Here is a 12,935-nt window from a genome sequence, read left to right as displayed (position 1 = left end):
TCGGTGACACGATGTCCTGCATGACAGCAGTGACGCGACGCCTCAAGGTCATCGGCATCGGCCCGGGCGGGCACGACCAGCTCACCCTCGCCGCGGTGCGTGCGCTGGGCGAGGTCGACCGCTTCCTGGTCGCCGACAAGGGCGACGCGACGTCCGACCTGGTGCGCTTCCGCACCGAGGTGGTCGAGCGCCACGCGCCGGGCGCCGAGGTGGTCGTGGTTCCCGACCCGCCGCGCGACCGGTCGGCCGAACGCCCCGGCGGCAGCGACGGCGCGTACCGCGAGAACGTCGACGCCTGGCATGCGGCACGCACCGCCGCGTACGCCGAGCGCCTCGCCGACGGTGTGACCGGGCTGCTGGTGTGGGGCGACCCGGCGTTCTACGACTCGACGCTGCGGATCGTGGACCGACTGCGGGAGGCGGGGGAGGAATTCGAGCTCGAGGTCCTGCCCGGCATCTCCGCGCCGCAACTCCTGGCCGCCCGCCACGGCATCGCGCTGAACCGCGTCGGCTCCCCCATCCACATCACCACCGGCCGCCGGCTGCTCGACGAGTGGACGCCAGAGCTCGGCGACGTGGTCGTCATGCTCGACGGCCACCTCATGTGTCGCGCGCTCGTCGGCCGCGGGCTGCAGATCTTCTGGGGCGCCCTGCTCGGCGACCCGCGGGAGCGTCTCATCTCCGGCCCGCTGGATGGGACGATCGACGAGGTCACCCGGGTACGCGAAGAACTGCGTACCGAACACGGCTGGGTGATGGACACCTATCTTCTGCGTCCGACCGACTGACAGGGCCGAGGACCGATGCGTGACGTCGACGAACTGGCCGCCGTACCAGACCCGGCGTGCGTCCGTCGCCGACCACGGCTGATTCCGGCTGTACGGCGGGGCCGCACGCCAGCTGGACGGCCCGGACGTGGTCTGACCCCGCGCCGGACGAGCCTCAGGCCACGGCCGCCCGCGGGCGGGTGAGCGCGTCCACCCCGCGGTGCCACACCCACTCGACCGGGCCGCGGGAGAAGCGTGACAGCCACAGGCGGGAGACCGTCACCATGAGGACACAGACGCCGGCGTACACGGCCAGCGTCACGGGTACGCGCAGTCCGGCGGCCATGCCGTTGAGTCCAAAACCCCAGCCGTAGAAGATCGCCGAGCAGACGAGGTTCTGCAGCATGTAGCAGGACAGCGCCATCCGGCCGACGTTCGACAGGTTCGCGCCCAGCCACCCCACCGGACGGGCGTGCCAGAACTCGACGACCAACGACAGCAGGCCCGCGGCCACGACCGGCCCGAGAACGTAGCGGTTGAGCAGGATGCCGGCGGGCCACCAGACCGCCAGCACCATGTCGGCGGCGAACGCGACCGCGCCGACCGCGATGAGGATCCGGCGTACGCGGCCACCCCGGTCGTCGAACAGTCCACGGTCGAGCATGATCGCGCCGATGAGGAACATCGCGACCGACATCGCGCCGATCAGCACCGGCTCGGCGCGGAACATCGCCCCGTTGTCGATACGGAAGGCGACGAGGTCCCACCAGCTGCCGTCGCGGTAGACGGTGGTGGTCGCCATGCCTCGGCCGTCATCGAAGGCCACCAGCAGCCAGGTGAACAGGCCCATGAGGGCCACATGCAGGGCGACACAGACGACAGAAACGCCCACACACACGCGGTCGCTGCGCAGCACCAGGAAGCTGACGACCAGGCCGGTGACGGCGTACCCCATCAGGACGTCGAACTCCGCGATCAGCAGGAAGTGCAGGAAGCCCTCCACCAGGAGCAGGAGCGCGCGAACCGGATAGGTGCCGGGCCACGGGTTGCCGCGGCGCTGGGCGGACCGGGCCTGGATGGCCAGCCCGGCGCCGAACAGCAGCGTCAGCATGCCGAGGAACTTCCCGTTGGGGATCGCTGCGAGCACCCTCTCGACAAGTTGCTGCCCCTCCCCCGCCCCGGGCGTCGTGGGGTGGGTGAGGACGCCGGGCAGACCGGCGGGGTGGCTGAACACCCAGACGTTCGTGGCGAGGGTGCCGAGGATGGCGATGCCACGGGCGATGTCGATGGTGGCGAGGCGAAAGGACAACTCAGCTCCTTATTTATCTCATTCGTGATAAATAAGTTAGCATAGGTGTGATAGAACGCGTACATGCCCAAGGTGGTGGATCCCGTCGAGCGGCGTCGCGAGATCATCGACGCCGTGTTCCGGCTCGTCGTGCGCGACGGCATGGCGGCCGCGTCGCTGCGCCACATCGCCGACGAGGCGGGGCTGAACATCGGCTCGGTCCGCCACTACTTCCCCGACGTCGACGCACTCTTCGAAGCCGCGGCCCGCGAGATGGCCGATCGGGTGGAGCGGAGGATCCGGGCCGAGCTTGCGGCGTTGGACGGGGCACTCACCTCTGACGACTCCGCCGCCGCCCTGGCCGCGACGATGCACCTGTTCGAGCAGTTCCTGCCGCTGGACGAGGAGCGGCGCAGCGAGACAATCGTCTGGCTGGCGTTCATGGAGCGGTCGCGCACGCAGCCGCACCTGCGTCCCTATGCGACCGAGCTCCTCGAGGGGCCGCGCGAACTGGCCCGGCTCGTCACCCGGCACGTCGGCGCCGACCACGACGCCGCCGAGGTGCTGGCCGCCGCGGTCGACGGGCTCACACTGGCCGCCGTCCACCGCCCGGAGGACTACCCGCCGGAGCGCCAGCGCGGGGTGCTGGGCCGCGCGCTGGCCTCGACGCTGAGGGCGTGATCGTTCTCACTCCTCCAGATCGCCCTCGACGTCGAGGTAGACCTGCTGCATCTGCGCCATCAGCTCGGGGTCAGGCTGCTCCCACAGCTCGCGCTCGGCGGCCTCGTGGAGCTTCTCGATGATGCCGCGCAGTGCCCACGGGTTGGCGTCCTTCATGAACTGCTGGTTTGTTTCGTCGAGCACATACGACTGGGCGAGCTGCTCGTACATCCAGTCGGGCACCACGCCGGTCGTGGCGTCGAACCCGAACAGATAGTCGACGGTCGCGGCGAGCTCGAACGCGCCCTTGTAGCCGTGCTTCTGCATCGCCGCGATCCAGCGCGGGTTCACCACGCGCGCACGGAAGACGCGGTTGGTCTCCTCCTGCAGCGTGCGCGTCTTCACCGCGTCGGGCGTGGTCGAGTCACCCACGTACGCCTTGGGCGCCTCGCCGGTCAGCGAGCGCACCATCGCGACCATGCCGCCGTGGTACTGGTAGTAGTCGTCAGAGTCGGCGATGTCGTGCTCGCGGGTGTCGATGTTCTTCGCCGCGACCTGAATGCGCCTGTAGTTGTGCTCCATCGTCTCGCGGGCGGGCACGCCGTCGAGGTCACGGCCGTACGCGAAGCCGCCCCACGTGGCGTACACCTCGGCGAGGTCGGCGTCGGTACGCCAGTTCCCGGCCTCGACCAGCGGCAGGATGCCTGCCCCGTAGGAGCCCGGCTTGGAGCCGAAGATGCGCGTGGTGGAGCGGCGTTCGTCGCCGTGCTCGGCGAGGTCGGCCTGCGCATTGGCGCGCACGAAGTTCTGGTCGGCGGGCTCGTCGAGGCCGGCGACCAGGCGTACGGCGTCGTCGAGCAGCGTCAGCACGTGCGGGAACGCGTCGCGGAAGAAGCCCGAGATGCGCACGGTCACGTCGATGCGCGGGCGGCCGAGTTCGGTGAGCGGGACGACCTCCAGGCCGGTGATGCGGCGCGACGCCTCGTCCCACACGGGAACGACACCCATGAGGGCCAGCACCTCGGCGATGTCGTCGCCGGAGGTACGCATCGCCGACGTGCCCCAGACCGACAGGCCGACCGAGCGCGGGTGTTCACCGGTCTCCTCCACGTAGCGCGCGACGAGCGAGTCGGCCATCGCGCGGCCGGTCTCGTACGCCAGCCGCGACGGGATCGCCTTGGGGTCGACCGAGTAGAAGTTGCGACCCGACGGCAGCACGTTGACCAGACCGCGCAGCGGCGAGCCCGATGGCCCGGCCGGGATGTAGCCGCCGTCGAGCGCGTGCAGCACCGCCGCCAGCTCGTCGGAGGTCTTCTTCAGGCGCGGCACGACCTCGGTGCAGGCAAACGTCAGGGACGCGCGTACACCGGCCCCGTCGGCCCCGTCGGGCAGGTCGGCGCACACCTCGTCGACGGCGGCAGGGTCGAAGCCGCGGGCGGCGAGAGCCTCGACCAGTGCGCGGGCCTGCTCCTCGATGGCGTCGGTGTCGACCGTGCTCCTCGTCTCGCTGGCGCTCGCTCGAAGACCGGTTCCCTCGTTCAGGCCGAGCGCCGCACGCAGGCCGGGGATGCCGTCGGACGAACCGCCGAAGACCTGGTTCGAGCGCAGGATCGCGAGCACGAGGTTGACCAGCTCGTCGCCCTCGGGGGCCTGGGCGAGCACGTGCAGGCCGTCGCGGATCTGGACGTCCTTGACTTCGCAGAGCCAGCCGTCGACGTGCATGATGAACTCGTCGAACTCCTCGTCGTCGGGACGCTCCGACAGACCGAGGTCGTGGTCCATCTTCGCGGCCTGGATCAGCGTCCAGATCTCCTGCCGCAGCGCCGGCGCCTTGGCCGGGTCCATCGCCGACACGTTGCCGTACTCGTCGAGCAGCTGCTCCAGCCGGTTCATGTCGCCGTAGGACTCGGCGCGCGCCATCGGCGGGACGAGGTGGTCGACGATCGTCGCGTGGGCGCGGCGCTTGGCCTGCGTGCCCTCGCCCGGGTCGTTGATGAGGAAGGGATAGACCAGCGGGACGGAGCCGAGGGCGGCGTCGGTGCCGCAGCCGGCGGACATGGCGAGGTTCTTGCCGGGCAGCCACTCGAGGTTGCCGTGCTTGCCCATGTGGACGATCGCGTGGGCGCCGAACTCCTTCTCGATCCAGCGGTAGGTCGCGAGGTAATGGTGCGTGGGCGCCAGGTCGGGGTCGTGGTAGATCGCGATCGGGTTCTCGCCGAAGCCGCGGGGCGGCTGCACGAGGATGACGACGTTGCCGGCACGCAGGGTCGCGGCGACGATCTCGCCCGCCGGTTCGTGGGTGGTGTCGACGAACAGCTCGCCGGGGGCCTCGCCCCACGCCTCGGTCACGGCCTCCACGAGGTCGGCGGGCAGCTCGGCGAGCCACTCGCGGTAGGTCGCGGCGGGGATGCGGACGGGCTGGCCCGCGAGTTGGCCCGACGTGAGCCATTCGGGGTCCTGGCCGCCGGCCTCGATGAGGCCGTGGATGAGGGCGTTGCCCCGGGTCGTGTCCTCTGCCTCACCCTCGACCGGGTCGATGTCCCCGGTGCCGGGGATGTCACCGGGCTCGCCGAGGTCGTAGCCGGCCTCACGCATCGCGCGCAGCAGGCGGATCAGCGACACGGGCGTGTCGAGGCCCACGGCGTTGCCGATGCGGGAGTGCTTGGTCGGATAGGCCGACAGGACGATCGCAATCTTCCGCTCCGCGGCGGGGACGTGGCGCAGGCGCGCGTGGTTGACGGCGAGCTCGGCCATGCGGCGGCAGCGCTCGGCATCCGGCTCGTAGTGCGGCAGCCCGTCGGCGTCGGTCTCCTTGAACGAGATGGGTACGCCGATGATGCGCCCGTCGAACTCGGGCACGGCGACCTGCGTGGCGACGTCGAGCGGGCTCATGCCGTCGTCGGACTCCTCCCACGACGCGCGGTCCCACGTCAGGCACAGCGCCTGCAGGATCGGCACATCGAGCGCGGCGAGCGCGCGGACGTCCCAGCCCTCGTCGTCGCCGCCGGCCTGTGCCGATGCGGGCTTCGTGCCGCCCGCGGCCAGCACTGTCGTCACGAGCGCGTCGTAGGTGCCCAGGTGCTCCAGGAGGTCCTCGGGCGCATCACGCAGCGAGGTCGCGAAGACGGGTACGCCCACTCCCCCGGCGGCGTCGATAGCGTCGGCGAGCGCCTCGACGTACGCGGTGTTCCCCGCCGAGTGCTGCGCCCGGTAGAAAAGCACGGCCACACGCGGCCGGACGTCAGTGGTGGCAGGAGCTGGCGCTTCCTCGGTGAGCGACTGGGGCTGAGGCCCACCGGTCGCCGAAGGGCCGTGGATGGGCCCGGCCCCCGCCCGGAGCTTGCGGAGGGCGGGCGGTTGGCCCGAGGCGAGCTGGGGGGCCTCAGCCCCAGCCGCGGACCCAGCCCCAGGGCCCTGCGCCGCAGGCGCATCCCCCAGCACGCCCCACAGCGGCTGCTCCGCGACCGGCTCGAAGCCATCGCCGGTGAGCAGCACCGTGTCGGACAGGAACGCGTGGACGTTGCGGAGGTTCTCCTGACCGCCCTGCGCGAGGTAGAGATGGGCCTGGGCGGCCACGTTCACCGGCACGGTCGACAGCTCCATGAGCGACGCATCGGGCAGCTGCTCGCCGCCGAGCACGACCAGCGGGCGACCGGACTCCTTGACCTGCTGGAACGTCTCGGGCAGCGCCTGCACCGACCCGAGGAAGCGGAACACCACGAGGTCGGCACCCTCGAGCAGCGTGGCGAGCTTCTCGGGGCCGACCCGGGTGGGGTTGGCGTACGTGAAGTCGGCGTCGGACGCGCGGGCCGACAGCAGGTCGGTGTCGGAGGTCGACAGCAGGCAGATGTTCGTCATGGCTCTCCTCGCGGGATCCTCGTCCCGTGGTGGGCGGATGGAAGGTGTCGCTGCAGTTCCTGACTCCCCGCGTACGCGGGTCACAGTGGCGGGACCGTCCCGGGCTCTCACCGGGTTCCTGCCGACGACGTGCGTCACCCTAGCGGGCAGGTGAAGCTGTGCGGGGTTGACCTTGCTACGACTCTGCGTCGTAGAGTGCCGCTCATGCCCGAACCGTCCATCGACCGCGGTCGCGACGACCTGTGCCCAGGCATCCTGAAGCCCTTCTCCGCCGAGGACGGCGCCATCATCCGGCTGCGCGCGCCCGGCGGGCGTGTCTCCGTCGCGGTGCTGCGTACGCTCGCCTCGCTGTCGCCCAGCGGCTTCGTCCAGCTCACCTCGCGCGGCAACCTGCAGGTCCGCGCGCTGCCCGACCCCGTGCCCGCCGCCGTCGAGGCCGCAGTCCTCGCGACGGGCCTGGTCCCCTCCACGAGCCACGAGCGCGTGCGCAACATCGTGTGCTCGCCGCTGACCGGCCTCTCGGGCGGGCTGGCCGACGTGCGCCCGGTCGTCGCCGAGATCGATCGCCTGCTGTGCGCCGACCCCCTGCTCGCCGGGCTGCCCGGCCGCATGCTGTTCGCCGTCGACGACGGCCGCGGCGACATGGTCACCGAACCGTTCGACCTCGCCGTCGTCGTCGCCTCGCCCACCCGGGCCGAGATACGCCAGCGCGGCCACGACCTCGGCCTGCGCGTCGCGCTGCACGACGCCCCCGCCGCGGTGATCGCGCTGGCCCGCGCGTTCCAGCAGACCCGCGTACTCCTCAGCCCGACACCCTGGCACGTCCGCGAGCTGCCCGAGCCGCTGCAGCACCCCGACCTCGACAAGCTCGATGCCGTGGTCGCCGGCCCCCAGCCGCGCCCGGGCGAGGTCGACGGCCACCTCGTGGTCGGCGTCCCGCTGGCCCATCTCACGCTGCCGATGCTGGACGCGCTCGACGCGGCGACCGACGAGGTCGTCGTCACCCCGTGGCGCTCGCTGGTCGTCCCCGACGGCGCGCGCCGCACCGCCGCGCTGGCCGCCGCCGGGTTCGCGGTCGAGGCGTGCGACCCGTGGTCGTCCATCTCGGCGTGCACGGGCCTGCCCGGCTGCCGCCGGTCGGCGATCGCGACGTTGCCGATGGCCCGCGAGGTCGTCGAACGGCTCGGTCGTGCCCCGCGCCTGCCGATTCACCTGTCGGGCTGCGACCGCCGCTGCGGCGCACCCCGCCGCGACCACCACGACCTCGTGGCACCGCGGGATGCCGACGCGGTGCTCGCCGCCGTGGAACAATCCGAGGCATGAACCGCCCGACCCGTCGCTTTGAGTACGAGACCGACGGCGCCGAAATCTATCGGCGTTCGTTCGCGATGATCCGCGAGGAGGCCGACCTGTCGGCCTTCGACCCCGACCAGGCCACGGTGGCGGTCCGCATCATCCACGCGGCGGGCGACCCGGCGATCGCGTCCGAGATCGTCATGCACCCGCGCCTGGTCCCCGCCGCACGCGAGGCGCTGCGGGCGGGCGCGCCGATCCTCACCGACGCGACCATGATCACCTCCGGCATCACGCGCAAGCGCCTCCCCGCCGACAACGAGGTGCGCAACCTCCTCGGCGACCCCCGCGTACCCGAGCTGGCGAAGAAGTGGGGCACGACCCGCTCCGCCGCCGCCGTGTCGCTGTGGGGCGAGGCGATCGAGGGTTCGGTCGTCGCCATCGGCAACGCCCCCACCGCCCTGTTCCACCTCCTCGAGCTCGTCGCCGACGGCGGTCCCCGCCCGGCAGCGGTGATCGGCGTACCCGTCGGCTTCGTCGGTTCGGCCGAGTCGAAGGAGGCGCTCGCCGCCAACGACCTCGACCTGCCCTGGCTCGTCGTACGCGGCCGCCGCGGCGGCTCGGCCATGGCCGCCTCGGCGATCAACGCGCTCGCCCGCGAGAACGAGATGCCGGCGTGAGCCGGCTGGCGTTCGTCGGTGTCGGCCCCGGCGACCCCGAGCTCGTCACGCTCAAGGCCGCCCGCCTGATCGGCGCGGCCGACGTCGTGGCCTTCTTCGCCGGGCCGAAGGGCCGATCCAACGCGCGCGAGATCGCCGCCGGGCTGTTCTCCGAAGGAGTGACCGAGGAGCTGCTGCAGTACCCGGTGACGACGGGCACGACCGACCATCCCGGCGGCTACTACGGCGCGATGGACGAGTTCTACGACACCTCCGCCGCGCGGCTGTCCGCCCATCTCGAGGCCGGCCGCTCGGTCGTCGTGCTCGCTGAGGGCGACCCGCTGTTCTACTCCACCTCGATGTACCTGCACGACCGGCTGGCCGCCCACGACCCGCAGGTCGTCGCCGGGGTGACGTCGGTCCAGGGCGCCACCGCCGCCGCGGCCACGGCGCTGTCACGCCACGAGGACGTCGTCACGATCCTGCCAGGCACGCTGCCGGTGCCCGAGCTCGCCTGGCGCCTGGCCCAGAGCGATGCCGCGGTGATCATGAAGCTCGGTCGCACGTTCCCCGGCGTACGCGAGGCCCTGCACCAGGCGGGTCGCCTCGACGACGCGGTCTACGTCGAGCGCGCCACGTGGGACGCCGAGCGCGTCCTGCCGGTGGCCGGGATCGACCCGGCCGACGTCCCGTACTTCTCCATGATCGTCGTCCCCGGCCGGGACCGCCGCGCGGACGCCGCGGGCCGAGCGAGCGACTCCCCCACCCCCGCTCTCCGAGCGAGCGCAGCGAGAAGAGGAGCCCTCACCGTCATCGGGCTCGGCCCCGGCCCCGACCGCTGGATCACCCCCGAGGTCGCCCAGGAGCTCGCCCAGGTCGAGCACGTCTTCGGCTACGCCCCCTACGTCGAGCGGGTCCCGCAGCGACCCGGCCTCGAGCGCCACCCCTCCGGCAACACCGTCGAGGTCGACCGCGCCCGGGAGGCCCTCGACCTGGCCCGCACGGGCGCCCGGGTCGCGGTGGTGTCGGGCGGTGACGCCGGCGTGTTCGGCATGGCATCCGCGGTCTTCGAGGCCCACGAGGCCGCCGTCGCCGAGGACGCGGCGTACGCCGAGGTCGACGTCCACGTCCTGCCCGGCCTGTCGGCGTTCCAGGTCGTCGCGGCGAAGGCCGGCGCCCCGATGGGTGCCGACTTCGCCGTCATCTCGCTGTCGGACCGGCTCAAGCCGTGGGACGTCGTCGCCGACCGGTTGCGCCACGCCGCGCTCGCCGACCTGGTGATCGCGATCTACAACCCGCGCTCGCGGGCACGCCCCACCCAGCTGGCCGACGCGCGGGCCGTCCTGCTCGAGGTGCGCGACCCCGACACCGTGGTCGTCGTCGGCCGCGACGTCGGCAGGGCCGAGGAGTCGCTGACTGTCACCACGCTGGCCGACCTCGACCCAGAGACGGTCGACATGAAGTGCCTGGTGATGATCGGCGCGTCCGCGACCCGGATCACGGGCGCCGGACAGGTGTGGACGCCGCGGTTCGTCCTCTGACGGGCACGTGCGCCGACGGCCTCCCCGTGGCAGGATGACAGGACCAACCCCGACGGGACGCGAGGAAGCCGGTGAGAGTCCGGCACGGTCGCGCCACTGTGAACGCCCCGACGCCAGGGACGTGAGTCAGGAACTCGACCCGTCGGGAACCGTTCGATCGGGACGCGCAATCCCGAGGAAGGACCGTGCACCATGCACATCGCCGAGGGGTTCCTTCCCCCGCTCCACGCCGCCGCCTGGGCCGTCGCGTCGGCCCCGTTCGTCATCCACGGCGCCCGTGACGTCATCCGCCTGTCGAAGGAGCACCCCGAGTCGCGCCTGCTGCTGGGCGCCGCGGGGGCGTTCACGTTCGTGCTGTCGGCCATCAAGATGCCGTCGGTCACCGGCTCGTCGAGCCACCCGACCGGCACCGGTGCCGGCGCGATCCTGTTCCGGCCGCCCGTCATGGCGTTCCTGTGCACGATCGTGCTGCTGTTCCAGGCCCTGCTGCTCGCCCATGGCGGCCTGACCACGCTCGGCGCCAACCTGTTCTCCATGGGCGTGGCCGGCCCCTGGGCCGGCTATGCCGTCTGGAGGCTGTGCCGGACGCTGCGCGCTCCCGAGATGGTCGGCATCTTCGTCACCATGGCGGTCGCCGACCTCGCGACCTACTGCATGACCTCGTTCCAGCTCGCGCTGGCGTACCCCGATCCGACGACCGGCCTGGCCGGCTCCCTGGTGAAGTTCCTGTCGCTGTTCGCGCTGACGCAGATCCCACTGGCGCTGGCCGAGGGTGTGCTCGGCGTGCTGCTGTTCCGCGCGCTCGGCCAGATCGCCCGCCCCGAGCTGAAGGCGCTGGGCTTCCTGCCGCAGCCGAAGACCGAGGCCAAGGAGGACGCCCATGTCTGAGCCGCGCCGCCTGAACCCGTGGGTCACGGGCCTGCTGATCGCCGCGCTCGTCGCGATCTTCGTCATCCCGCTCTACATCGCGCCCCGCCCGACCGGCGAGGGCGACGAGGCCTTCGGCGGCACCGACGCCAAGGCCGTCGAGGTCCTCGAGACCGACCACGGCGCGACGGCCTGGTTCGAGCCGATCTTCGAACCGGGCAGCAGCGAGGTCGAGTCGGGCCTCTTCGCCCTCCAGGCGGCGTTGGGTGCCGGCGCCTTCGGCTACGTCATCGGCCGCCTGCAGCAGCGCAGCATCACCACCCGCCGCGAGGACGAGGCGCCCGTGGCCGAGCGCGTCGAGGACTGATGGCCGCACCCGCCGTCGACCGGGCGGCCTGGTCCAGCCCCTGGCGTACCCGTTCGGTCGGCGACAAGGCCCTGCTCTGCCTGGGCCTCCTCAGCGTGGCGCTGGCCGCGCCGCACTGGCCGGGTGCGCTGGCCGTCCTCGCCGTCACCCTGGTGGCGGCGCTGGTCTGGGCGCGCGTGCCCGCCCCCCTGTACGCGCGGGCGATGGCCGCGCCGCTGGTGTTCATAGCCATCGGCGTGGCCTCGATCGCGGTCTCGGTGGGCCGCCCCGGCCCGGACGCGCTGTGGTCGGCCTGGTTGTTCTCGGTGACACCCGCGACGCTGGCGTCCGCCATGCACGTCGCCGCCCGTGCGCTCGCGGGCACCGCGGCGGTGCTGCTGCTGGCCTGCACGACGCCGATGGTCGACCTGCTGGAGGCGCTGCGCCGGGCGCGCATACCCGACCCGCTCGTCGAGGTCGCGTCGTTGACCTACCGGCTGCTGTTCGTGCTCGCCGACGTCGCCGACACCGTGCGGGCCTCGCAGGCCGGCCGCCTCGGCTACGACGGGTTCGCCTGCTCGTGGCACAGCACCGGACTGCTGGCCTCGGCCGTGCTCGTCCGGTCGTGGGACCGCGCCCGCCGCATGGAGGACGGGCTCGCCGGCCGCGGGTTCGACGGGGCGTTGCGTACGCTCGCCGTGCCCCACCCCCGTTCCGCGCTGTTCGAAGCGACGGCTGTCGCGATCGTCGTGGCGCTGGCCGCCGTCGCCTGCGTGCCGGCGGTGGCCCCATGAGGTTGGAGGCCGAAGCCGTCGAGGCCGTCTACGACGACCACCGGGTGCTCGGCGGGGCGACGCTGGCGATCGAGCCCGGACAGCGTGTGGCCCTCGTCGGAGCCAACGGGTCGGGCAAGACCACCCTCCTGCGCGTGCTGTCCGGCGCACACCGCCCGTCGGGCGGGCGGGTGCTGGTCGACGGTCAGCCGGTGGCGTACGACCGCAGGGGCCTGCGCGAGCACCGCCGCCGCGTCCAGCTCGTGCTGCAGGACCCCGACGACCAACTGTTCTCCGCCGACGTGGCGGCCGACGTGTCGTTCGGGCCGCTGAACCTCGGCCTGCCCGAGGCCGAGGTGCAGAACCGCGTCGACGAGGCGCTCGCCGCGCTGGCGATCGAGCACCTGCGCGGGCGCCCCACCCACCAGCTGTCCTACGGCGAGCGCAAGCGTGCGGCGATCGCCGGGGCGGTGGCGATGCGGCCGGGCGTACTCCTGCTGGACGAGCCCACCTCCGGGCTCGACCCGGCCGGCGTACGAGAGGTCGTGGAGGCGCTGCGCCGACTGGAGACCTTCGGCACCACCGTGGTCATGTCCACGCATGACGTCGACCTCGCGTTGTCGTGGGCGACGCACGTCGCCGTCGTGCACGGGGGCGGTGTCGTGGTCGGCGAGGCGACCGACGTGCTCAACCGGGCCGACCTGCTGACCGCCGCGCGCCTGCACCGCCCGTGGCCGCTCGAGCTCGGCGTGCGCCTGGCCGCCCGCGGGATCCTGCCGCCCGACCTGCGTCCACGCGACCTCGACGAGGTCTTCGCCGCCATCGACGACGCCGTCGCGGAGTGACCCGCCTCCCCCGCCGCCGCGTTGCCGACCGAGAATGT

General features: G+C 72.4%; 11 protein-coding genes and 2 riboswitches. Of the genes, 9 read left to right on the top strand and 2 right to left on the bottom strand.

Going from position 1 to position 12,935, the window contains the following annotated elements:
• Positions 1-20: 20 nt before the first annotated feature.
• Positions 21-788 carry a precorrin-6A synthase (deacetylating) gene (gene cobF / locus ACYVGD_RS02755; RefSeq protein WP_460741456.1) on the top strand — a complete coding sequence of 256 codons (768 nt, stop codon included), beginning with the start codon at positions 21-23 and terminating at the stop codon, positions 786-788.
• A 154-nt stretch (positions 789-942) separates the two neighbouring features.
• Here the strand turns inward: cobF and ACYVGD_RS02750 are convergent, their stop codons facing one another.
• Positions 943-2,076: a DUF418 domain-containing protein gene (locus tag ACYVGD_RS02750; RefSeq protein WP_460741454.1), complete on the bottom strand. Its 1,134-nt coding sequence runs from the start codon at positions 2,074-2,076 to the stop codon at positions 943-945.
• 63 nt (positions 2,077-2,139) lie between these two features.
• Between ACYVGD_RS02750 and ACYVGD_RS02745 the strand changes: the two genes are divergently transcribed.
• Positions 2,140-2,736 carry a TetR/AcrR family transcriptional regulator gene (locus ACYVGD_RS02745; protein ID WP_460741453.1) on the top strand — a complete coding sequence of 199 codons (597 nt, stop codon included), beginning with the start codon at positions 2,140-2,142 and terminating at the stop codon, positions 2,734-2,736.
• Positions 2,737-2,742: 6 nt separating this feature from the next.
• Here the strand turns inward: ACYVGD_RS02745 and cobN are convergent, their stop codons facing one another.
• Positions 2,743-6,573, bottom strand: coding sequence for a cobaltochelatase subunit CobN (cobN, locus tag ACYVGD_RS02740; RefSeq protein ID WP_460741452.1), 3,831 nt, complete (start codon positions 6,571-6,573; stop codon positions 2,743-2,745).
• 53 nt (positions 6,574-6,626) lie between these two features.
• A riboswitch (cobalamin riboswitch) is annotated at positions 6,627-6,694 on the bottom strand.
• 83 nt (positions 6,695-6,777) lie between these two features.
• Between cobN and ACYVGD_RS02735 the strand changes: the two genes are divergently transcribed.
• The 7 genes from ACYVGD_RS02735 to ACYVGD_RS02705 all read left to right on the top strand — a co-directional run bounded on the left by ACYVGD_RS02735 (position 6,778) and on the right by ACYVGD_RS02705 (position 12,897).
• Entirely contained in the window at positions 6,778-7,896 is a 1,119-nt protein-coding gene (locus ACYVGD_RS02735; RefSeq protein ID WP_460741450.1) for a precorrin-3B synthase, read from the top strand.
• Complete coding sequence (locus tag ACYVGD_RS02730) at positions 7,893-8,546, top strand: precorrin-8X methylmutase (protein ID WP_460741449.1); 654 nt, start codon at positions 7,893-7,895, stop codon at positions 8,544-8,546. The genes ACYVGD_RS02735 and ACYVGD_RS02730 overlap by 4 nt, the downstream gene beginning before the upstream one ends.
• On the top strand, positions 8,543-10,066 hold the full coding sequence (cobJ, locus tag ACYVGD_RS02725) for a precorrin-3B C(17)-methyltransferase (protein WP_460741448.1): 1,524 nt from the start codon (positions 8,543-8,545) through the stop codon (positions 10,064-10,066). Before ACYVGD_RS02730 ends, cobJ begins: the two co-directional genes overlap by 4 nt.
• Positions 10,067-10,127: 61 nt before the next feature.
• Positions 10,128-10,202, top strand: a riboswitch (cobalamin riboswitch).
• 56 nt (positions 10,203-10,258) lie between these two features.
• Positions 10,259-10,954, top strand: a complete 696-nt coding sequence (locus ACYVGD_RS02720; RefSeq protein ID WP_460741447.1) for an energy-coupling factor ABC transporter permease — start codon at positions 10,259-10,261, stop codon at positions 10,952-10,954.
• Positions 10,947-11,300: an energy-coupling factor ABC transporter substrate-binding protein gene (locus ACYVGD_RS02715; RefSeq protein WP_460741446.1), complete on the top strand. Its 354-nt coding sequence runs from the start codon at positions 10,947-10,949 to the stop codon at positions 11,298-11,300. The genes ACYVGD_RS02720 and ACYVGD_RS02715 overlap by 8 nt, the downstream gene beginning before the upstream one ends.
• The gene (cbiQ, locus tag ACYVGD_RS02710) at positions 11,300-12,073 is read left to right on the top strand and encodes a cobalt ECF transporter T component CbiQ (protein ID WP_460741445.1); all 774 of its coding nucleotides are present in this window, start codon (positions 11,300-11,302) and stop codon (positions 12,071-12,073) included. Before ACYVGD_RS02715 ends, cbiQ begins: the two co-directional genes overlap by 1 nt.
• On the top strand, positions 12,070-12,897 hold the full coding sequence (locus ACYVGD_RS02705) for an energy-coupling factor ABC transporter ATP-binding protein (protein ID WP_460741444.1): 828 nt from the start codon (positions 12,070-12,072) through the stop codon (positions 12,895-12,897). Before cbiQ ends, ACYVGD_RS02705 begins: the two co-directional genes overlap by 4 nt.
• Positions 12,898-12,935: the final 38 nt, after the last annotated feature.

This window comes from Mariniluteicoccus endophyticus, assembly GCF_054780035.1.
The sequence above is the reverse complement of the archived record's forward strand: the minus strand, read 5'-3'. Positions and strand labels throughout refer to the sequence as shown.